Annotated in this window: 15 protein-coding genes; 7 read left to right on the top strand and 8 right to left on the bottom strand. The window is 34.6% G+C overall.

The genetic code is table 11. The annotated features are described in order from the left end of the window. Window positions 1-51: 51 nt before the first annotated feature. Entirely contained in the window at window positions 52-1,527 is a 1,476-nt protein-coding gene (locus O4O04_RS04655; RefSeq protein ID WP_272534484.1) for a hypothetical protein, read from the bottom strand. Window positions 1,528-1,573: 46 nt separating this feature from the next. After that, a complete protein-coding gene (locus tag O4O04_RS04650; protein WP_272536024.1) occupies window positions 1,574-1,927 on the bottom strand; it encodes a VOC family protein in 354 nt (117 codons plus the stop codon). A gap of 115 nt (window positions 1,928-2,042) precedes the next feature. Between O4O04_RS04650 and O4O04_RS04645 the strand changes: the two genes are divergently transcribed. Continuing rightward, window positions 2,043-2,519, top strand: a complete 477-nt coding sequence (locus tag O4O04_RS04645; protein ID WP_272534483.1) for an LIC13259/LIC11441 family protein — start codon at window positions 2,043-2,045, stop codon at window positions 2,517-2,519. Between the two features lie 31 nt (window positions 2,520-2,550). Continuing rightward, entirely contained in the window at window positions 2,551-3,525 is a 975-nt protein-coding gene (locus O4O04_RS04640) for a LexA family transcriptional regulator (RefSeq protein WP_272534482.1), read from the top strand. A gap of 11 nt (window positions 3,526-3,536) precedes the next feature. Here O4O04_RS04640 and O4O04_RS04635 read toward each other — a convergent pair whose 3' ends face one another. From O4O04_RS04635 to dinB, 3 genes are all read right to left on the bottom strand, one after another. Continuing rightward, entirely contained in the window at window positions 3,537-5,534 is a 1,998-nt protein-coding gene (locus O4O04_RS04635) for an alginate export family protein (RefSeq protein WP_272534481.1), read from the bottom strand. 204 nt (window positions 5,535-5,738) lie between these two features. Then, the gene (locus tag O4O04_RS04630; protein ID WP_272534480.1) at window positions 5,739-6,767 is read right to left on the bottom strand and encodes a hypothetical protein; all 1,029 of its coding nucleotides are present in this window, start codon (window positions 6,765-6,767) and stop codon (window positions 5,739-5,741) included. 99 nt (window positions 6,768-6,866) lie between these two features. Then, window positions 6,867-7,943: a DNA polymerase IV gene (dinB, locus tag O4O04_RS04625; RefSeq protein ID WP_272534479.1), complete on the bottom strand. Its 1,077-nt coding sequence runs from the start codon at window positions 7,941-7,943 to the stop codon at window positions 6,867-6,869. A gap of 260 nt (window positions 7,944-8,203) precedes the next feature. On the opposite strand from dinB, the gene O4O04_RS04620 reads away from it, so the two are divergent. The 4 genes from O4O04_RS04620 to corA all read left to right on the top strand — a co-directional run bounded on the left by O4O04_RS04620 (window position 8,204) and on the right by corA (window position 18,307). Further along, on the top strand, window positions 8,204-13,360 hold the full coding sequence (locus O4O04_RS04620) for an alpha-2-macroglobulin family protein (RefSeq protein WP_272534478.1): 5,157 nt from the start codon (window positions 8,204-8,206) through the stop codon (window positions 13,358-13,360). Next, a complete protein-coding gene (locus tag O4O04_RS04615) occupies window positions 13,357-15,585 on the top strand; it encodes a transglycosylase domain-containing protein (protein WP_272534477.1) in 2,229 nt (742 codons plus the stop codon). Before O4O04_RS04620 ends, O4O04_RS04615 begins: the two co-directional genes overlap by 4 nt. Window positions 15,586-15,950: 365 nt before the next feature. Continuing rightward, window positions 15,951-17,345, top strand: a complete 1,395-nt coding sequence (locus O4O04_RS04610) for a sulfatase-like hydrolase/transferase (protein ID WP_272534475.1) — start codon at window positions 15,951-15,953, stop codon at window positions 17,343-17,345. Beyond that, a complete protein-coding gene (gene corA, locus O4O04_RS04605; RefSeq protein ID WP_272534474.1) occupies window positions 17,345-18,307 on the top strand; it encodes a magnesium/cobalt transporter CorA in 963 nt (320 codons plus the stop codon). The genes O4O04_RS04610 and corA overlap by 1 nt, the downstream gene beginning before the upstream one ends. 44 nt (window positions 18,308-18,351) lie before the next feature. On the opposite strand, the gene O4O04_RS04600 is transcribed toward corA, so the two are convergent. The 3 genes from O4O04_RS04600 to O4O04_RS04590 all read right to left on the bottom strand — a co-directional run bounded on the left by O4O04_RS04600 (window position 18,352) and on the right by O4O04_RS04590 (window position 20,556). Beyond that, on the bottom strand, window positions 18,352-18,798 hold the full coding sequence (locus O4O04_RS04600) for a hypothetical protein (RefSeq protein WP_272534473.1): 447 nt from the start codon (window positions 18,796-18,798) through the stop codon (window positions 18,352-18,354). Next, on the bottom strand, window positions 18,759-19,784 hold the full coding sequence (gene mazG / locus O4O04_RS04595) for a nucleoside triphosphate pyrophosphohydrolase (protein ID WP_272534471.1): 1,026 nt from the start codon (window positions 19,782-19,784) through the stop codon (window positions 18,759-18,761). Before mazG ends, O4O04_RS04600 begins: the two co-directional genes overlap by 40 nt. Window positions 19,785-19,851: 67 nt before the next feature. Next, the gene (locus O4O04_RS04590) at window positions 19,852-20,556 is read right to left on the bottom strand and encodes an MBT domain-containing protein (RefSeq protein WP_272534470.1); all 705 of its coding nucleotides are present in this window, start codon (window positions 20,554-20,556) and stop codon (window positions 19,852-19,854) included. Window positions 20,557-20,775: 219 nt separating this feature from the next. Between O4O04_RS04590 and O4O04_RS04585 the strand changes: the two genes are divergently transcribed. Beyond that, window positions 20,776-21,447 carry a hypothetical protein gene (locus O4O04_RS04585; protein ID WP_272534469.1) on the top strand — a complete coding sequence of 224 codons (672 nt, stop codon included), beginning with the start codon at window positions 20,776-20,778 and terminating at the stop codon, window positions 21,445-21,447. The last annotated feature ends 63 nt before the right edge of the window (window positions 21,448-21,510 follow it).

Raw genomic sequence — 21,510 nt, 5'->3', positions numbered from 1 at the left:
ATTATTCCCTATTCACGATTTAGATTCCTTTCAATCAATTCAAGATTGGGATTATAGAGCTGTTTTTAGAAATCGCTTGAATACGATAATATTTGCTGCACCCATCCACTGATTCATATGCTCTCGAAACAATTGAACTTTTGGTTTCGATCTTCGTATGTCATCCGGAAGGTTCTCGTATTCTAACATGGCATGTTGAGAAACGACTTTGTATTTCTGATCAACAAATTCTATAATTTTCTTGAGAGCTGCCAAATTGTTCGCGTCTTCACTTATAAATGGTAAAATTTCAATTTTCCAATAATCAATGACTAACTTTTTTAGGATTTCATTGGGCAATACTTTACTAACCTTTTTACCATCACTCGATCGAATATGCAGATATCCAGTATTCGCTTCTTGAAGAAATTTTCTTACAATCATGTAGAAATGCTGCGCACCAATATGATAGAAAAACAAATACTTTAGTGATTCGGGGATTCCAATACTCATCATCAAAATATCACGGCAAAATTGAAAAAAACGATTCAAAAAGGAATAGTATTCTAGTTCCAATTCCATAGCACTTCTTTGGTTTTTTGCACGTGAAGTAAGACTTCGAATCAATTCTGAACGAAGAGCCTTCTCATCAGCACCCATATGAATATCCATATTGATAACAGACTGGAAGAGATTTCTCTCCTCTTCATACTCTTGTGGTTCATATCGAAAATAGTAATGTTGATTAGAATTCCAGGACATTTTCCCAGAAGTATTCAAAATATTATCTTGCGACTTCAGTTCTCGTTGCTTAATCACTTCCTTGACTGACACTTTCTCGTTAGTCGAAGATTGAGAAGATTCTTGTGGAGAAGAAAAACTGGGTAGGAAATCATCAGTTTCTTCTTCTAACGTATACAAGCCTTCTTGGAATACCCCGGATAGTTTGTAGTTGGAAGATTCGTTGTATTGAGGCTTAGTGTATTTTGTCGAGAAAATCTTATCTTGATCTTCTATCTTCAACATATAAGCCATTCTTGTCAGAAGAATCTTGAGAGATTCCAATTTCTTCAAGACAGGAATAACACGATATTCTAATATAGCTTCCGACTTAAAATTCTCATCCGAAATATGAGCTGATAGAACGGCATGCTTGATTACGTTCCATGATTCTTTGCCGACTATATAGAATTCTCTTAAGGATTCAAATGATTTATGAAAAATAACAAATTCAATTCTATGAACGTCAGGTGCACCGTCTTGGAAATATTGAACTAACATTTTCTTGGCGATAGGAAGTAAATGTTTCTCATCCAATTCAAGATTTAAATCTTTTGCGATTTGGATTGTCTTTATAATTTCTTGGTCAATTTGTTTTCTGAAAGGAAGAAGCTCTTTCTTGGTAGCCTCGGTCACGCCACCTGAAGATAAAAAATTAAGTAAGCTCGAAGCGAGGTTCTGGAATTGAGTTAAGAAATGAGGATATCCTTTTTTGAATTCTGATATACTCTTGAGATCGGCTTCTTCGTTGGGTAGGGAAAATGACATCAATCCCTGAGAGTGACACAAGCCATTCCCAGGTCAAGAATTTCTGTTATTGTCGGTAGAATATTTCTATCTGATTTTGATCTGGATCTGCAAATACTAGGAATTCACCTTTAGATGATCCTTCTGGTCCTCTAAGTATCTTAATATTTTTTTCTTCCATTTCTGTGATAGCTTCTGTGAAGTCATCCACATCCATAATAAAGCTAACAGTTGGGAAAGGAAGCGGTGTTACTTCACTAACTTTAACAAGGCGAAGCTTGTGAGAATCGAGTCCCATCACAACAGCATCACCCTCCTCTTCTTCCACTTCAAAATCAAAAAGATCCGAGTAGAACTCTTTAGAGGCTTCCATATTGGAAACTGGGATGTTTACGTGGTCTAGGCCTTCGACAATAATCATAACTTTCTTCAATACCCTTTTTTCTGTCAGCGTGACCGAAAAAGCCTGCTTGTCGAGAATTTTTCTGGACATAAACCTTTTTTAGATCAAAATACAGTAAATAGAGAGGATAGAATTGAACACCGCAAAAGCCATTCTTATCATATCGTTCATTTTTCACTTTACAACTTGTTCGGAAAAGCAAGAGCCCATTTCCGAAAATGATAGAAAGAATATAAATTCCCTAATTGAAGAAAATGACAAAGTTCATCAGTTCTTAATAAAAACTGAGGACGGTCTACCTTCATTAGAAGGAATCCAAACGCAAATAAGCGCTTTGGAAAAATCATCCAATTCTGAATTGGCAAATCTAGCCAAATCAATGCGCGTCAATCTCTCGAAGGTTGCAGGCAAAGACCAAGAAAATGATTTTGAAGCGTATTCACTCTTCTCAGAAAATTTGGCGGAATTACTCAAGAAATTTCCTAGTGACAATTCTGTGAATAGGTTTTACTGTCCAATGGTAAAGAAGACTTGGGTTGCAAAAGGACGAAGTGTTCAGAATCCATATGCTCCAGAAATGCGAGATTGTGGAGAATTGATCTTAAATTGAAAGTTCATTTTAAACTTTCAAAAAGGAAGTCATGAGCTCAGAAAAACTCTGCTTGATTGATACGAATATCTTTCAAGCTTGTCCGAAGAATTGCAAATCTGTATTGAAAGGAAATTTCAAGCAGATCGGTTTAGAGAAGTCATGCATTGCCAAAGAAAAGTTGAATGCTTTCTTGGAAGGGATTTCAACTTTTAATGTAGGAATTTCGGCCTTTTATCAAGCCAATCCGGACATATTGAACAGCTTTATAAAAGAAAAGCCAGAGAATCAAGAATTAGTCAGTTACTATCTATCTATATCAGAGCCTGAAGCAGTTTCAGATATCGTAGAGTCTTTGACTGATTCCGTCGCATATGAATTATTCAAAAATAATTATGATAATTATTTGAAATTAAAAGAAGACTACAAAACAAGAAACACATCTAAGAATTTTTTTAAGATCAAAGGGAATCAATATTGGCAAGGTGTTAGCTTTGCAAAAATTTGCAGTATAATTCTATACTCCATAAGAGAAAAGAATGAATATGCTTTGGTTTCTCAATTTCTTGTTCTTCTTCCACAAGGTGTTGTATCGCATCTTCAAGAATTTAGTGGAATCAATGATCAAGAAGAAAAGAATCTATATCTTTCATTAGGTGATAGTATCTACGAATTGCCAATTCAATCGCCTGGCGTTTATCCTCATATGTTGAAATTATTCGAAGATGATCTAGAGATTTTCATGATTCTAAGCACGATGGAAGAACTAGTCAAAAGGCAAAAGCAAATCTTATCTATTACTGGTAAATTGATTGAATACTATGAAGAACATAGTTTCGGGCTAACAATCCAGAATATCTATTCCGAATTGATTGGGCTTGAATCTGAATTGGTTACAGAAATTCTCAATCAATTAAAAGACAAAAGCGTGATCTCTGATTCACAGAAAGATATGCTAAATATGGTTTTCCAACGCGGTAATATTGACTTTCTCAAAACTCTTCGTGGTGAGATTTTGAGAACCTAATTCTGATTATATTACAGTGCAGCTTGAACTTGCAAATAGGATATGATCGCACGAGAGTCTAAGTTGTAGTGCTTATCGAAGTTTGGATTCAAAATATCCAATCGATCTTTTCGAATGGAATCCCCGGCAATCATATATCCAATTCCAGACCAGATCGAAATTCCATCTTTCCAATGATAGATCCAAGAAAAATCAATTTCATTAAAAATTCCAGACCCTAGACCATTTTGAATGCTGTATGAATTGCCATTACAATTTTCTGTAGAACCAGAATAATTAGGAGACGCAAACTCATTGAAGGAACTACTAGATCGATTCATTGAATTCTGGAAACTACAACTGCCTCTTCCTCCAGTGTTAGGATCAGAAGATATCGCATACCAAGCGTCCGCTTTAACTGCCTTTCTATGAATAAATCCTGATATTGTAAAGCTTCCCCATTCTTGTGATTCATAAGTAATATTTAAATTATAAGATTGTAAATTTCGCAGAGAAATATTTTCACCAATTCCTGCAACACTATCAAAGTAAGGAAAAATTCCAAAACGAGGATTGGGTAGAGTTTGAAAAGTTGATACAGACCCATCTCGACGATTGGGATCACCGCTTGCATAGGAGTATTGCCCACCGAATCTTAACTTTTGGAAAAATGTATACCCGGTTTGAACAACATGTAACTGACCAGTATACTTATTTTTCTCTGTATAGTTACTGTACCCAGTTTGACCATCTCGAAAGATATCCCAAGACGCATACAATCTCTGTCCAGTATTACCCATTTGGAATGCCGACTCAATTGTCCAATCCCAGCTTTTGCCGACGGGTAGGAAGTTCTTTGCCGTACGATTTGTCCACCTAGTTCCGACCGTGATCAATTCATCATTCTGCCGTGATCTGTTCCTTGATAGTACATCTTCATTCGGAACCACTTCTCCAAGATAGGATGGAGATCTCGGGATCCATTTTTTCAAAATACCAAACCCATAAATATCTACCAAAAAATCAGTGAAGGCAAACGTATTGTATGTCCCAACCAAATAGGAATCGTCAATACTTCCATTCCTTCTTCCGTTGGCAGTGATAACACCGTTTGGTCCATTTGTAGATGCAGTCATTTTCGCTCCGAAGAGACTGGAATCCAAATACTTAGAATTCCAATCCAGCTTAACTCCATCATATGACAAACCGTTCGTATTCCAATTCGCACCACCAATCATACGCTGATCTCCGAAAGCAAATACCTGTCTTCCAAGGGTTGCTTTCAATCGTATATCAGGATGTTTTAATATAAAAAATGCCTCACGAATGGAAGTTTCATTCGGTACTGAAGTTGTCGAACGAGAATTCGGGTCTATTACAGTTCCAGAGTTGGCAAAAAAATATCTTCGGTCTCCCGCTTGAGCTGGACTTGAACCACCCCATACCCGTGCATCTTGAACGGTTACCTTAAGACTCAGATAAGGATTCGGATCCACCAAAAACCAAATCTGTGTCGCTTGAAGAATTCGATTAGCGTAATCATCCGTCTGAGAATTGAAATCTAAATTTTGCCTCGCTTCATATCGTGGCCGCACGAGAAAGCCAGCTCTAATAATATCATTGAGCCACATAGTTTGATTCTCTCTGACTTCTTTGGCATGCTTCGGATCCAAAAACATACTTCGCATGAAGTCAGGGCTGAGCCCTTGGGATTTCATGGGGGATACATAATTTCTATCTTGAGAATCCCCTTGGGAATTGTTATTTTGTTCGAAAGACTTGATTTCCTTTTCCAGTTTATCCAATCTTTTTCTTTCTTCTTGGATTGAAGTTTTCCATTTTTCGATGTCTTGAGCGGATGGCGATGACTTCGATGAGTCAATAGTACTATCTGGTTCTTGGGAGAACATGGGTAAGAGAAAAATATTCAGCCAGATGTTTAGCCAAACTAGAGCAATAATTCCATTTCTTGTGGTCGAATAAAAAAATTGGAATGGAGGTGAATGTAAAGCAAAGAAGTTTCTATGCATAATTTAGTCCTGACCTAATACCAATACAAACCTGCATATAAAATTTGTTAACACTTTATTGATCACAAATACCAAATAAACTTAGAATGTATAATTATAGAAAAACTTCAAAAGAAAGATAGATAAATTGAAAAATTAATCCAGACCAATAAGTTTAGAACAATAAGAGCAAAAGTTCTTTAAACGAAAAGAATACTTGGAAAATTAAATATCTATAGGAAAAAATATTGAGAGATCTACATTACGAAATGTAACTTGATAATCATTTCTATCATAGATTGGACCGCCGTATCCGAATCGAAATGTCAAATCGAATATTGGATACTCAAAGAAGAAATAAAATGTTCCTACATATCGATCTTCAATGTTTTTCGTTGACTTTCCTAGATTAGCTAATGTTAAAATTTGAAAAGGCGTCAAACTTCCTTGGGCATATTCTTGTATCAAAAAAACCGTATACGGATTTAGAGAAGCAATATCAAATTTATCTTGTGACAACTGATATAATCCAAGCAGATCCAAATTGCCTTGAGCTGAAAGATTCGATAGCAAATACAATGATAATGGATCAGATTCAAGTTTTCCATTTCGAAATGCTGCAATTCGTCCAATATCTGTTAGTTGGTTCTCTATACCTTGTGAATTTCTGAATCCAAAAATTGGGCTCTGGGTTCCCCAACCATCGTAAAAATCGGAATTGGTTCGAATATTAACATTGCTTGGACCAATTCCGATTCCAAATCGAAAATTATCTGCACCCTTTTCCCCGAGATAGAAAACAGCAAGCAGAGAAGACACCTCACCTTCCACCTTAGTACCGATACTTTTTGCAGAGGGAAAACCATTGTAGCTTTGTCTTGTGAATGCACCACCAAAAGGCTCATCAATAGTCTGTTGTGTCATAGCAAAGCTGTGATTCTGATACAGAACGTAACCACCCCAAACGGGACCCCATTGAAAATCTCTAGTTTTTATATCCAGGAAAAATTTCGTTTCATTGGACTCTCCATCTGGATGGCGGATCTCTTGTCCGCCAGGCGACGTAACGATTAAGTTAGACGAACGATATTGAATTCCAGGATAAAGAGTTATATAGTGATCTGCATTGCTCCGCTGATTGAGAATTCCAGATCTTGATTCTGAATTCTCAACGGCTTTATACTGCGAAAATGTAGAATTATTGAATAGAAAAAAACAGTATATACCAATCCATATGTAGAACTTTTCTTTCAACACAATTCATCCACTTAGGCAATCTTTTCTTTCTTTGTTTATTATAAAAAGTCAAAAAATAATTTAACTAATAAATTATTAACTAGATTGTAGAATTCATTAGTTAAAGGAAAAAAGACTAGGTTCTTCTTCATCCACTTGGTCTCGCTCTAAATTCGTAAGTGACAGCCCAAGCAATCTTAGAGATCCTTTACCATCCCATAGCTGAAAAAACAATTCTTTAGAGATATTGCATATCTCTTCTTGATTATCTAACCAATACGAGTAGCTCCTCGTCATAGACTTAACCGTAAAATCAGAATACTTTATCTTAACAGTAATACTGCGACCACGGATATCTTTGGACTCCATTCGTTTGCACAATCCATCAGCAAGCTTCTCTAACTCTAAAATCAGAAATTCACTGTCATTGCTATCTTTAGAAAAGGTATCCTCAATTCCAAGAGACTTTCTTTCACGAGAAGCAGATACAACTCTATAATCATTCCCGCGAACTATATCGTAATAGAAATTTCCAACTTTTCCAAATCTATGAATCATTTCCTCTCGGGAGAAAGGTAATAAATCATTACCTTTGTGAATTCCCATTCTCTTCATTTTTTCTTCAGTAACCTTACCAACACCATGAAACTTACCAATCGGAAGTTCCGCGAGAAAACTGCTCCCTTCACCAGGTCGTATTACAAAGATTCCGTCAGGCTTTTTCCAATCGCTTGCAATCTTTGCGAGAAACTTATTGTATGCAACACCGCATGATGCAGTAAGATTTGTTTTTTCTTTTATTCTAATTTTTATTTCCTCAGCAATTCTTGTGGCGGATGGATTCCCAATTTTGTTTTCTGTAACATCAAGGTAGGCTTCATCTAAAGATAATGGCTCAACGATGTCTGTATAATCATAAAAAATACTTTGAATCTCTTTGCTAATCGATACATACAAAGGGAAATTGGGGTAAACAAAAATAGCTTCTGGGCATAAGCGCTTAGCCATGGAACATGGAATTGCCGAACGGACACCAAATTTTCTTGCTTCATAGGATGCAGCACATACAACACCTCTTGAATTCGGTGAGCCGCCTACAACCACAGGTTTGCCACGTAAAGCTGGATTTTCTCGCACTTCAACCGAAGCGTAGAAAGCGTCCATATCCACATGAATGATTTTATACATAGTCAAGTGTTACCATAATAAATGATTAGTATTTATCAAGAAATTTTCAATAATAAATACTGCCGAAGTTAGTTCCATTGTTTCGAACATTTTGAACAGAGAATTCACAATTGCGGAATCATCATAAATATCAAAATCATCTAATCCTGAACTCATTCCAATGATTTATTTTCAATTCGGATTGCTTGTTCTGATTGGCAAAATTATATTGGTTAGGATTCTAGAAATTTTATATCGATTTTAAACTTCGATCAGGTAGGAAACCCATGAATTCTTTTCAATTCAATTCATATAGCTTGTCATTCAAGAGATTTGCAACTCTTCTCTTAAGTTTTCTTTTACTCTCCTGTGGGGTGATCGATACTGGCAAAGACATATATAGAAAACTTGCAAGAAATCTATTTCCAAAAGATTGTAAAGTCGATGTTAGTTTCGATATTGAAAAATACTATTATTTCGAAGATCAGTATTATGCAAAATTTCGATTCTCCGAAAAAGTCGAAGAGGCGGAATTTGTTCCTGCCGTTCATTTTGAACCTGAGGCAAAATACAAAAGCCTAAATTATCCAGATACAGTATTGGATCGTTACGAAATGGATTCCATGGCAATTGAAGGTTGGGACTTAAAACCAGGAGTTGCCTACAAAATTACGATTGATCCATTCTTTAGTGCTACGGACTGCAAATTATCAGAATCGAAAACTTTTGATCTACCTGCAAAAGAATATAGACCTTACTTTTCCCTAACTCGCAATAATATTATTGAAGCTGAAGGTCAGAAAATCTATCCGATTCAAGTTAGAAATTTAAAAGATTTGAATATCAAATATGCTGATGTGTCAATCAATGATCTGATAGGATCGATCTCATCCAATGGTAGAAATTATAAGAATATAAATTCTGGAATGAACTGGACCAATCTCCAATGGACAGTGAGTGATAAAACAAATTTCGATTCAGAGCATGGATTTGAATTAGAAACAATTCAAGGCAAGAAGAAGTATTTTTGGACTGCTCTAAAAGTTACTCAAGATGTTGTTGAATGGGGAGAAATCAATACTAAATCAAAAACTGAGAATACGATTATTCAATCGACTAATATAGGAATTACGACAAAAGAAGACAATGAATTCATTTATGTGTGGCTCAATACTCTATCTGCCGCCAAACCAATAAAAGATGGAAAAGTAAGCTTTTATTCTTCAGCATCACAGATTGGAAGTTGCCAAACAGATAGCGACGGATATTGCAGCATTCCTAAGTCTATTGCGAAAGTCAATGACCGATCAATCATCATTGCGGAAACTTCAAGCGATAAAGCATTTTTATATTTTGATGAAAGCAAGCTATACGGACATTTTTATTATTCCAACACTTCACCTCTCTCAGCAAAAGTTTATTTCGACCGTAAACTTTACAGACCTGGCGAAACAGTTGAGATCAAAGCTATAATTGGTCAGAGAAAAAAGAATTCTTTTGTTCCCTACTCTGGTAATGCAATAACCATTCAGATTACCAATACGAAAGGACAAAATGTACTCTCAAAAACTCTGACAACTTCCAATCAAGGCGGTATATGGACAGATTTTTCTATCCCAAAAGATGCACCTTTAGGTCATTATACGGTGTATATTAAAAGCGGATCATCGAGTACAATTAGCTCTGATAGCTTCCAGGTAGAAGAATTTCGACCTGTCTCCTTTGCCGTAAAAATCAATACTGAGCAATCCGAAATAACAAAAGATACAGATTTAAACTTTGCGATACAAGCGAATTATTTATTTGGAACTCCTATGGGCAGTTCTAAATACAAATATTCTATTCTAAAAAAATCCCATTCAGTGAGTTTCCAAAACTATCCAAATCATGTGTTTGGTTACCAAAATGACTACTATGATTATGAATATGAGGATAGCTACTACGAAGAAACAAGTGGCTACATTTCAGGTTCAGAAGGAAAACTAGAAAGTGATGGGATTGCAAAAATCAAAACTTCCATTGATAGAAATGAAAGTATTTTCAATACCGAAAATGAAAAAATAACTATTGCTGATCCTTATCGAGTTTTAGTAGAAGCAACAGTTTATGATGTGGATGACAAATCAATTACGAAAACTCAATCAATAAATTATTATCCATCAGATGCATTTATTGGAATAAGCTGTAACGATAGATATGATTCAATTAACAAACCTATCAAATTTAGTCTGCTTACAGTAGATAAATCCGGTAAGCCAAAAGATAATCATGATGTTACTGCTTACATAGTGCACAATGATTGGTCATCTGTGGAATCAAAAGGTTTTGCAAGTTCAATATTTAGAAGCAATTCTCTTGAGAAAAAAACCATTGAGACAAAAAAGCTAAAACTTAGTGGTAAGGCAATAGATTTTGAATATGTTTCTAAATATCCTGGAAGCCATACCTTACTCGTAGTCGATAAGAATGGTGGATACTCTAGGATGGATTTCTATGTATATAAGAAAGACAATTTCTATTCTTGGGATTTTCGATCCGATGATGCAATCCAGCTAACAACCGATAAACCAAAGTACAATATTGGCGATACAGCAAAAATCATAATCAAGTCACCCTATCCAGAAGCAAGGGCAATTCTTTCAATTGAGAGAGACCAATTGTATTGGAGCAAATCTATAAACATAAAAGGAAACAGTGAGCCTATTGAAATTCCCATCAAAGCAGAATATCTTCCTAATGTAGAATTCAATGTTGTTCTCTTAAGTGGCAGAATGGAAGCTCCCAAAGATTTATCCGATGAAGATCGGAGAGAATTTAAGGGCTATGATTTCGGTATTCCAAAAGTAAAAATGGGCGCCGTTCATTTAAAAGTGAATCTTGATTCCAAAAATGCTCCACTTGAAGTGCAACTAGATAAAGCAGAATACTCTCCGCGTTCAAAAGTAACTGTCAAAATCAAAACGCTTCCAAAAGCTGAGATTTTGCTCGCAGTATCGGATAGAGGGATCTTAGACCTAGTAAATTATTATTATTCAAGTCCCGTTTCTCAATTCTATAAATTATGGAACAACATTGTTGCATCTTTTGACTTTCGAGATTGGATCGTAAAACAATCAATATATGAAGGAAAAGGTGACAGCCCCGGTGGTGATTACGGCGATGATCAATCCGATGGAGGATTTGGATTAGACTCTGAAGATGGAATGAGAAAAGATTTTCGTCCCACTGCTTATTGGAACCCAAATATTGTAGCTGATTCTGATGGAGAAGCAGAAATAAGTTTCAATCTTCCCGATAACCTAACTACATTTAGAGTAATGGCATCTGCTTCAAAGGATGGTAATTATGCCGTATCCAACACCGAATTTATTGTCAAAAAATCTTTAATTTTAAAAAAGAATGCTCCTAGATTTGTCAGAATAGATGACTCAATTCAAGTTGGAGCGACAATAACTAACAATACAAAGATCAAATCTAAATTTAAGATTTCTATTGAATCGCCAGATGTGACATTGACCAATGCATCGGCAACCATTGATTTAAAGGAACTAGAAACCAAAGAATACACGACAAATTTAGTGATTAATCCAGAGAACTACGAAGCAATTGTTAAAAAGTTAGATGGAAAAGAAACGGAAGTCAAATTCATTGTAAAGGCAGAGCCCACTGATTATGGATCATTCACGAAATCCGGAATATCCAAAAATGATATCACAGATTCTTTTGAGATCAAAATACCAATTCGTAAACCAGAACCGGTGCTTACAAATCGAATCAGTGGATACACAGACGAATCGAATAAATATGAACTTAGTTATCCGAACGAAAAGAACGTTTTACTCAAGCAAGCAAGTCTCAATCTGAATTTTTCTGGGACTGTGCTAACAGGGCTTAAGAACGCATTTGATTTCTATGGTTCTAATCCATATTTTTGCATGGAACAAAGGACGTCCGCTTATCTGCTTTCAATCAGTGCTGGAAATTTATTAAAGCAATTTAATTATTCTCCACCATCGGATCAGTCTTATGATTTCAATAATATTGAAAAACTCTTTTTGGATGAGATGGCTTCATTTCAGAATTCGGATGGAAGCTTTCGATTATGGAAAGAAGAAAGTGCCTATAGCTACGGTTATCCTTATCTAACTGCATATGTGATTCATACGATGCAGTTAGGAAGAAAATATGGCTTCAGAATAAATACTACTGCTTATAATAAAGGTATGAATTACTTAAAGGCTTCCATCAAGAATCCAAAAGAGTCCGAGAAAGATTCTTTCCAAACATTGAGTCTACTTTATTCAGTTCTATCTCGGGATGGACTCGATACTCAAGGACTTGAGAAATCAATTATTGACAATTTTGCAAAATTGAATCCAAAATCTCAAGGAATCTTTCTTTCTGCATATTACGATGCAAGAAGAATCAACAATCTCAATGATGATCCACAGATCAAGAAATTGTATAAAATCTATTTAGATCAGTTCAAGATTAGTGACAATGCAGTTGATCTTGCTAAAGATCATAAAAAAGAATATTGGATGTCTTATTATAGCAAAGGTTCAGCGATTGCAAATTTATTAAGTGTTTTAGTTCGCTATGAACCAAACAATCCTAATCTACCTAAGATCATTCAATTTGTTTTGTCTGCAAAATCGGGTAACCTTTGGATGGACACTCAGAGCTCTGGAACATTAGCTTTTGCTCTTCGTGAATATAGGGATTTGTTTGAAGCAACCGATAGTGATACAGAATTCCAAATCAAAGTGGGTGATACAAAAATCATTAGCGATTCCATTGGAAGCGGCGACAATTCAATCAAATCAATTGAGTACAAATTGTCCAGTCTATCAAAGGATTGGAATTTCCCATCCAAAGAAATTTATTTCAATCAGACCGGATCGAAAGGCCGTCTCTATTATAACTCCACACTCAACTACACTCCGTTAAAAGAAGAAACTAAATCTGCATCGCAAGGATTGACTGTGACAAAAGAAATTTTTTCAATAGATGGTAAGGATGACAAAGGAAATTTCAATTTGAAAAAAGAAGGATCCAAACTAAAAAGGGGAACCATCTACGTTGTGAAAATCACAGTTGAATCAAAAGAAGTTCGCAACTTTGTTATGATCGAAGATTTTATTCCAAGCAATGTTGAAGTAGTAAATAGTAAATTCGAAACTGAAAGTGGTGATTATTCATCGCTTGAATCAGACAATTCAGATGATAAACGCTGGTGGGAGAATACGCCCACATATAAAGAGTATCGTGATGACAAAGTTCTATTTTCGAAAGACTATCTTACGGACGGATCACATAGTTTTACATATTTGATTCGTCCCCTGTCATTCGGTAAATCCATTGTACCAGCTTCGAGAGCGTTCACAATGTACGATTCATTGACTTTTGGCAATACGTCTACGTCCAGCATTCAGGTTGAATGAATTTCGTTAATCTAAAGTCGTGGCAGAGATCCTTAATCTGGATCTCTGTCGCCTTTGTATTTACTTACGTTTTCCTTTTTACCATCTCTTATATTCTAATAAACCCATCCGATCTCAAAAATAATATTTCAACTCTCTACTTCTCTCAAGAAGAAAATCTTTTGTATCATGAAGGCTCCACTGATGGTAAGCTCAGAGAATGGACCAATTTGGAAAAATATCCTGAGTATTTGAAATCATCTGTAGTTGAGATTGAAGACAAAAGATTTCATTACCATTTGGGAATTGATCCGATTGCTCTTACACGCATACTATATCAGTATTTGAGAACAGGTAAATTAACTGGCGGAGCCTCAACTATCCCGCAACAACTCTCTAGAATTCTAAATTCCAATTGGAAAAAAGATCCAAAGATTCTTCGAAAATTCAAAGAGAGCATCTATGCAACTTTGCTTTCCATTCGATTCTCAAAGGATTTTATTTTAGAAGCTTATTTAAATTCGGTTTCTATTCGTAATAATTCAGAAGGCTTTGCAATCGCTTCAAAAAGATATTTCCAAAAAAATCCAAAATTCTTATCACACGAAGAAATATTCGGATTGATTGCTCTATTGAGAAACAATTACCCAAACTCAAATGAATTTCGATTTCGAGTCCAAGCAATTGCAGAAATATTAGAATATAGAGAAAAGATTGACTTCGACAACTTAGAAATAAAATTACTTCAAGCCAATGATTTTAGATTACGTGATGATGATATAGGATCAGAAAATTATCACTTCATTGGTTGGCTCAAAGATCATATTCCCACATTTCAAGGAAATATTATCTCAACTCTTTCATCAGAAATTAATCGGAATATTTATAATATTGTTCTCTCGGAACTTTCTGTTCTCGGAAGATACAATGCAACAAATGCTTCAGTTGTTGTTTTCGAAAAGGACAAAAATAATCCAAGCTCTATTCGGTTAATAAGCATGATTGGATCTAAGAATTTTTTTGATTATACTGAAGGACAAGTGAATGGCGCAATTGCTTATCGGGATGCTGGAAGCATACTCAAACCATTGCTATATGCTCTTGCAATTGAACGCGAGGTATTAAAGCCCAATTCTATTCTGGATGATTCAGAATTTAAAATTCACGCACCGAATCGTTCTGAAATATTCATACCCAAAAATGCAGATCTATTGTATTGGGGTAAACTCACTCTAGCTGAAGCACTCGCAAATTCACGAAACATTCCCGCATATAAAACCATTGACAAACTAGGCGTCAATCAATTCAGAAATTACTTGAATACTGCAGGCATTAACCATATGAGCAAAAGCACGGAGTTCTATGGACATGGTCTTGCTCTGGGAACGGGCGGAGTATCACTATTCCAAATCACTCATACCTACAGCAGTTTTATAAACTCTGGAATTCTCCCAAAAATCGAATTAGGAATACAAAATAATAAAATTATATCAATATATAATAATAAACCAATCATGAAACAAGAAACGGCAGAGGAGATTCGATCCATTCTGGTTGATTCTAGTTTAAGAACTAAGGCCTTCTCTTCACGAGGATTTCTAACTTTTCCTTATCCGATTGGACTCAAAACAGGAACTTCAAAGGATTTTAAAAATTCCTGGACGATTGGTTTCAGTGATCGTTACATTGTTGGTACTTGGGTTGGAAATTTTTCTGGAGAGGCAATGGACAATGTGTCCGGTAACTATGGAGCTGGAAGAGTATTCCAAAGTGTTATGAGGTATTTGATTGAGAGATCACCTAAACCTGACTTTCAATATCCAACACTAGAAAATATTAGTATTTGTCGAAAATCAGGAAATTTGCCAAATGCCTACTGTCCTATCTTAACATTGAAAATGCGAAGAAGTTTTCATCCAAAAGAAAACTGTTCATTACACAGTCAAAACACGAAAACACTTGGATCTCGAGGCCAATTAACTATCAAATCTCCAGCCCATGAACAAGTTTTTTATATTTCCAAACGAATTCCTAAATCGAGTCAAAAAATCGCGGTAGAAATAAGTAATTTCTCAGGTGAGCTTCCACCCAATACAATTGTTGTATTAAATAATGCAATCCCAATATCTTTTAATCATTTCGGTAAAGCCAACCTTGAATTGGATGGAGGAGATTATTTCATTGAGATAATAACAGATAATACAATTCAACAATCCATTGCATTCAAGGTTGTTAAAAAAGATTGAAAATCCGAGAATATATCTCCAAAATATTTTCTAGAATTGGAAATATTTTTTCCATTAAATTCTTACTTTTGATCCTAATATTTTTTAGTTTCTTTCCAATACCATTTTGGCATCGCATCCAATCGTCAAAAAATCTAACTGATTTATTTATTTTTACCTTCTTGATACTCGTTTGCGGAACAAATTTTTTTAGGCAGTTGAAGTTCTCACTAATTTTCGATGTATTGCTGATCTTGACTCTATCAATTTATTACTATTTCGAATCCTTTTTTAATACAAAAATTAATTTTTCTTTAATACAATATTATTGTGAGAATTTCTCGTTGCTCCTTGAGGATAGCGTTAATTTTTTACGAACTATTCCTATGGGTATGCATATTCAAATCATAAGTTTTATTTTCTTATTGGTTCTGATACAGGACTATAAGAATATTTTTTATGAAAGATTGAAAAAATACAGAAAATGGCTGATAACAACTTTGCTTTTTTTACATATTTCAATTTCAATCATTCACCACCAGTCTCAATACAATGAAGAAAATAGGATCAGCACTTCAAAGATTCTTAACATGGATAATGTTGATTTAGATTCAGTAGACAATTCATATGAAAAACAAATCAATCTGCAAATAGGCACTGATATCTTTATTTTTCTTTTGGAAGGAGTAAATTTTAAATCTTGGAATGAAATCTCGAAAAATAGTTTCAAATACAATGATTCTTTTCTATCCATTGATCATTGCTTTATTTCAGTTCCTCATAGTAGCAAAAGCATCTATACCTTACTTACAGGCGAAATCCAAATTGAGAAATCAAGATCCGTCGTCACACCTAATAATATCAATTTCAATCTGTCAAAATATTTCGAATCTCAAGGCTATGATACATACTTCGTATTCACACAAAGCTTTTATCTTGAGGGTATCGATACTTATGCAAAACAGTTTTTCAAAGATTCAACAGATGCTCAAGGACTCGAAGAATGGGGAATCAAGCACAATATTATTACAGAAAAATTTCCTTGGGGAATCAATGATGAAATATTGAATGACTATGTTCCAAAAGAAATTTTAAAATCTCAAAAGCCAATTTTCTCAGTAATTGGATTTTCGAATACACATAGTCCGTATTTTGTGAGTAGCAGAAATCCTGATTCTAAAAAGGAAAATTTAACTTCCTTACAAAGATTCAATAGCAGTTTAAAGCAAACGATTCAAGTTCTCAACAAATTAATCAACAAAATCAATTCTGTTCGAAAAACTGAACCTTTGATAATAATACTTTCTGATCATGGCGAATCATTTGGAGAGAATAATTTCTGGAAGCACAACTATTCCATTCTGAATCAAGAAACGCAAATACCTTGTTTGATAAAAAATAAAATTATAACCAATAGAAACAGAATCTCTAAGGCAAGCTTGAGTGACTTCTACCCAAGTATCATTTCCATATTCAATGAATCATCAGAAAATTCTAAAGCATTTAAAAAGAAATCAAATCAAGATTCGTATCAAGAAATTTTTCATTCAAATAGATCTAGAAATTTCTTTTCTAAGAATTACAATTTGGAAATCCCTTTAAAAACTTGGAATGTTGATAGCAGTCTCGGTTATATTCAGAATGATAAAAAATATATTCTCTATAAAGAGACAGGAATACTAAATTCTATGGATCTGGATGAATCAAAAATTGAAAGATCCTCTTCAGAAAAAGATATCAATCTTTTTTACTCTCAGTGGAATAGACTTAAAACAAGATAATGATTCGAATTCTAGAATACGACAGTCAAACGAATAGTCCAATATGCACTGATAACTATCCTTTAAACTCTATTCCGAATAGGAATAATAGAATCTGGATAGATATACAATCCATAACTGATGAAGAAACGAAATACCTATCCGATAATTTTCTTCTTCATCCACTTGCACTCGAAGATACTAGAAATTTAAATCAAAGACCCAAAATAGAAGACTATGATGAACATAGTTTTATAGTATTGCATACAATTCATTTTATCAAACCAAACTCTCTTAGAATTCGAGAGATCCATTTTTTCTTCAACGAACACTATCTTATTACGATTCACCAACATTCCGACCCGACAATCGAATCCATTTGGCAACGCAATGCCCAAGGTGAATTTTGTGTTCTAAAAAATGGAATTGATTTCATACTACATCTACTCTGTGATCAGATTGTAGATTCCAGTTTCCCTGTATTGGATGGTCTATCCAAAGAAATTGCAAAGCTAGAATCATCTTTGTGGAAAGAGAATGGAAATAATTTAATTGAAAATATGATTCTAATTAAGCGGTCTTTGCTTCGAATGCGCAGAACTCTATCGCCTCAAAGAGATGTTTTCCAATACCTTGCAAGATATGATTCTAAGTATATATCAGAAAAAGTTAGATTCTATTTTCGAGATATTTTTGATCATTTGATTCGAATTCATGAATCGATCGAGTTGGAACGGGATCTATTGGGCAATTTACTGGATGCTTATTTTTCTCTTGTATCGCAGAAAACGAACGAAACTGTAAAAAAATTAACTCTAGTTTCCTTTATTTTCCTTCCACTAACGTTCGTTACAGGTTTTTTTGGCATGAACTTTGAAGCGATTCCATTTGCAAATCCTAAATTATTTTATGGAAGCCTTTTCGTGATTGGAGCACTTCCGATAGGATTTCTAATCTATTTTTGGAAGAAGAAATATTTTTAATAAAATTAAAAACATTCTGAATTCTATTAGTAAGGGAAATAAATTTATGCAAAATAATTATTAATTGCCTGACTAAAATATTTTTGCCAATCTCTTGTTTCCATACGATTTCCATTTTCATCTTCCCATAGATAGCTGGAATCAGAGTACTTAGTTAGACTCATATAAAAAATTGGATACTTTTTTGCATCTAATGGACGAAGAGTGACGGAACCCATATTCGATGTTATAATTTGAAAATTATTGGTCTGTGAATCTAAAGATTTATTCGGATTTGTAGTTGAGAGTTTATTCAAAGCAAATTGTATTTTCTTAGGCCAGTCCTGAGTATCATATGAGTAATCAATCCATTCGGGGAATTTACTGTAAGAATTCTCTTCATTGTTTCGAAAAAAAGATTCTATCGATTCCCACATCATTGTAGAAATCATTTGAATGTCTTCTAAATCATTTATACTAGTTTGGATTCTAGTTTTTTGGCTTGGTTCCATAACTCATCCATTTCTTTAAGATTCATATCATTCAGTGATTTACCCATTTCAGAGCTTGCTCTCTCAATGTATCGAAAACGTTTTGAAAACTTTTCATTGGTTTTTCTTAGAGAAGTTTCGGCATCCAGTTTCAAATGTCTTGCAACATTGACAATCGAGAACAGAACATCACCCATTTCACTTTCAATTCGACCAATCAGATCAGAAGGAAGATCCTTGATTTTGATTTTCGCATCCGATGAATTGCTATGGAAATTTTTCAAGTGATCCAATTCATTCTTCAACTCAGAAACCTCTTCCCATAATTTTTCAATGGGTTCTTGCCATTTTTCCCAATCAAATCCTACTTTGGAAACCTTGGATTGAATTTTGTCTGCCTTTTGAATTGCAGGTAAAGCAGACGGAACTGAATCCAATATAGAATCTAATGTTGGTTCATTAATATGAGATAGCAACAATTCTGAAGTAGCATCACTTTCTAATGATCGTAAACGACCATCGATCTTTTTTCTTTCTTCTGCCTTCATTCGCTTTTCTTCAAGCTTTATCGCTTCCCATTGTGTTACAACTTGTTCGGGCGAGTCTACACCTTGGGTTGAAGCAAAAACGTGAGGATGCCTACGAACCAACTTGTCAGCAATTCCATGGATCACATCATCAATCGAAAAAAGATTCTGTTCTTCCGCAAGCCTTGCATGAAAAACTGATTGGAATAAAAGATCACCTAATTCTTCTTTGATGCCAACAAAATCGTTCATCTCAATAGCATCTACGACTTCATACGATTCTTCAAGTAAGCAAGGAATTAATGAATCATGCGTTTGAACTTTATCCCATGGACACCCATTCTCACTACGAAGAATCTCCATAATTTTACGGAGTCGATCCATCGAGTGGATTGAATCTTTTTTGTTACAAATATCGGATAATTCCCAATTCTGATTGGCATAGTCTTGCATACATTCACCTATATCCAGAAAAATCATAAAACCCGATCTGGCAAGCGATTGATCAATCTTATACCGATTGAATTTAAGTTCTTTCGAAACTATACTACTTCCATTCTAGAATTAAATCATAATCTGCTTCGGTAACATTCTTTGCTCCCGACACCGCGATGAACACTCTGTATGGATTACCAACTGCTCTCAATTCAACTGATTGGGGTTCACTTGGTTTTGATAAGTCTGGAGATCCCACATATTGAGGATACGATGCTTCGCAACTGACTGCACCTGGGACATTTGGTACGATGTATTTTGGATCAAAGCCGGAATAAGCATATAAATTAATACGATCCTTTGTATTTTTTGGCTTAACAGTGATTACTAAAGTAGACTTTTTTGGAAGGTCTGTCCAGTAGTAAACTTGATTGCCCTGGAATTCAAAATCTCGCAAACTACCCGGCCAACATGCCATGCTGGAACTTGCAGCCCAGTCTAGATCTTCTAATATCGATCCTGTTTTTAGATTGCCTGAGACGACAATAGATTTACCCTTTTCTGACTTCAGGAAGGTCACACCTTCAATCTGCGAAATCGTTTTCAATCTTTCTTGTGTCACAACTTCATTGTAACTATCTGCATACCCATCATAATGAATGAGATATCCAGCTTTATCTATTTTGAGAATTGTTCCTGAATAGTATTTTCCATCCTTTGGATATAGAACTTCCACGCGATCACCAGCTTTGAATCCGTCAGCAAATAATGCGGATATTGAAATAAAAACAAGAACCAAGGCAATAAAATATTTCATGAGCAAACACTCCTAATTTCCTTGATATTCGTTACTTGAATTAAAATGTCAATGAGAATCGTGAAATGACACCGCTATTTTCCAGATCAAATGGTATTTTTTGATTGAATCTATAAAATTGGAGGTAACAATATTTTTTATCTAACTTAAAAAAAATTATGAAATACGTGAGCTTTTTATTGCATTGATACTGTTATAGAATTGAAAACATAATTATATATGAAAACCGATATCATAACCAAATTCCAAAAACTCTGTGATTGGTTTAAATTAAAAGAATCCAAACGAAATCCATTTCATATTTTCTTTCAACTATTCAGAAATATCTGGATGGAATCACCTCCAGATTCCATTCATATTCGAAAACTAATCCAGGATATCATTTCAGAGACAAAAATTTGTGAAGAAGAAATCAAGGATCTGACTGATATTTTGATGTCATTGTATAATTCGATCGCAGAGACAAATGATAAATACATTCCCCTTTTAGAAACCGAAGAATATGATCAAATCTTTGTGGAAGAATTAAAAGAAAAATTCAATCCAATAATCTTATCCTTTGCAGATAGAATAGATGCGCTTATTGAAATTTTTATTCAAGAATCGGAATACATTCTGGAAGAATCCGAAGAATACTTGGAGTATCCTTTCGATTGGCGAAGTTTTGACTTAGAAACTCAGACTGAATATTTTGCTGACTTCGATCCTTTTGATTATGGTTATGAAATTGCTTATCTACTTATACTTGCATCCGAACGAAATAACCTTCGTGAAGAAGACTGTGCACATGATATCAATAATTTATGGAGAATTTTTATTTCACTTTTTATATCTGCTCAAATGATGGATAGCCTTCGGCGCGAAAGACTATTAGAAAATTACGGAATGTAAAAATTGCAAAAACATAGAACTGCACTTGACAATTCAATAATTAGTTAATAAATTACTATTCCT

The sequence above is a fragment of the Leptospira sp. GIMC2001 genome (assembly GCF_028462125.1).
Taxonomy (GTDB): Bacteria; Spirochaetota; Leptospiria; order Leptospirales; family Leptospiraceae.
This window is presented reverse-complemented; position numbering and strand designations above follow the sequence as displayed.

Excerpts from the sequence above, each read along its gene's own strand:
- O4O04_RS04635 (WP_272534481.1), bottom strand. The coding sequence starts at position 5,534 with ATGCATAGAAACTTCTTTGCTTTACATTCACCTCCATTCCAATTTTTT.
- O4O04_RS04620 (WP_272534478.1), top strand. The coding sequence starts at position 8,204 with ATGAATTCTTTTCAATTCAATTCATATAGCTTGTCATTCAAGAGATTT.
- corA (WP_272534474.1), top strand. The coding sequence starts at position 17,345 with ATGATTCGAATTCTAGAATACGACAGTCAAACGAATAGTCCAATATGC.
- O4O04_RS04610 (WP_272534475.1), top strand. The coding sequence starts at position 15,951 with ATGGGTATGCATATTCAAATCATAAGTTTTATTTTCTTATTGGTTCTG.
- O4O04_RS04585 (WP_272534469.1), top strand. The coding sequence starts at position 20,776 with ATGAAAACCGATATCATAACCAAATTCCAAAAACTCTGTGATTGGTTT.
- O4O04_RS04600 (WP_272534473.1), bottom strand. The coding sequence starts at position 18,798 with ATGGAACCAAGCCAAAAAACTAGAATCCAAACTAGTATAAATGATTTA.
- O4O04_RS04655 (WP_272534484.1), bottom strand. The coding sequence starts at position 1,527 with ATGTCATTTTCCCTACCCAACGAAGAAGCCGATCTCAAGAGTATATCA.
- mazG (WP_272534471.1), bottom strand. The coding sequence starts at position 19,784 with ATGATTTTTCTGGATATAGGTGAATGTATGCAAGACTATGCCAATCAG.
- O4O04_RS04640 (WP_272534482.1), top strand. The coding sequence starts at position 2,551 with ATGAGCTCAGAAAAACTCTGCTTGATTGATACGAATATCTTTCAAGCT.
- O4O04_RS04590 (WP_272534470.1), bottom strand. The coding sequence starts at position 20,556 with ATGAAATATTTTATTGCCTTGGTTCTTGTTTTTATTTCAATATCCGCA.
- O4O04_RS04650 (WP_272536024.1), bottom strand. The coding sequence starts at position 1,927 with ATGATTATTGTCGAAGGCCTAGACCACGTAAACATCCCAGTTTCCAAT.
- O4O04_RS04615 (WP_272534477.1), top strand. The coding sequence starts at position 13,357 with ATGAATTTCGTTAATCTAAAGTCGTGGCAGAGATCCTTAATCTGGATC.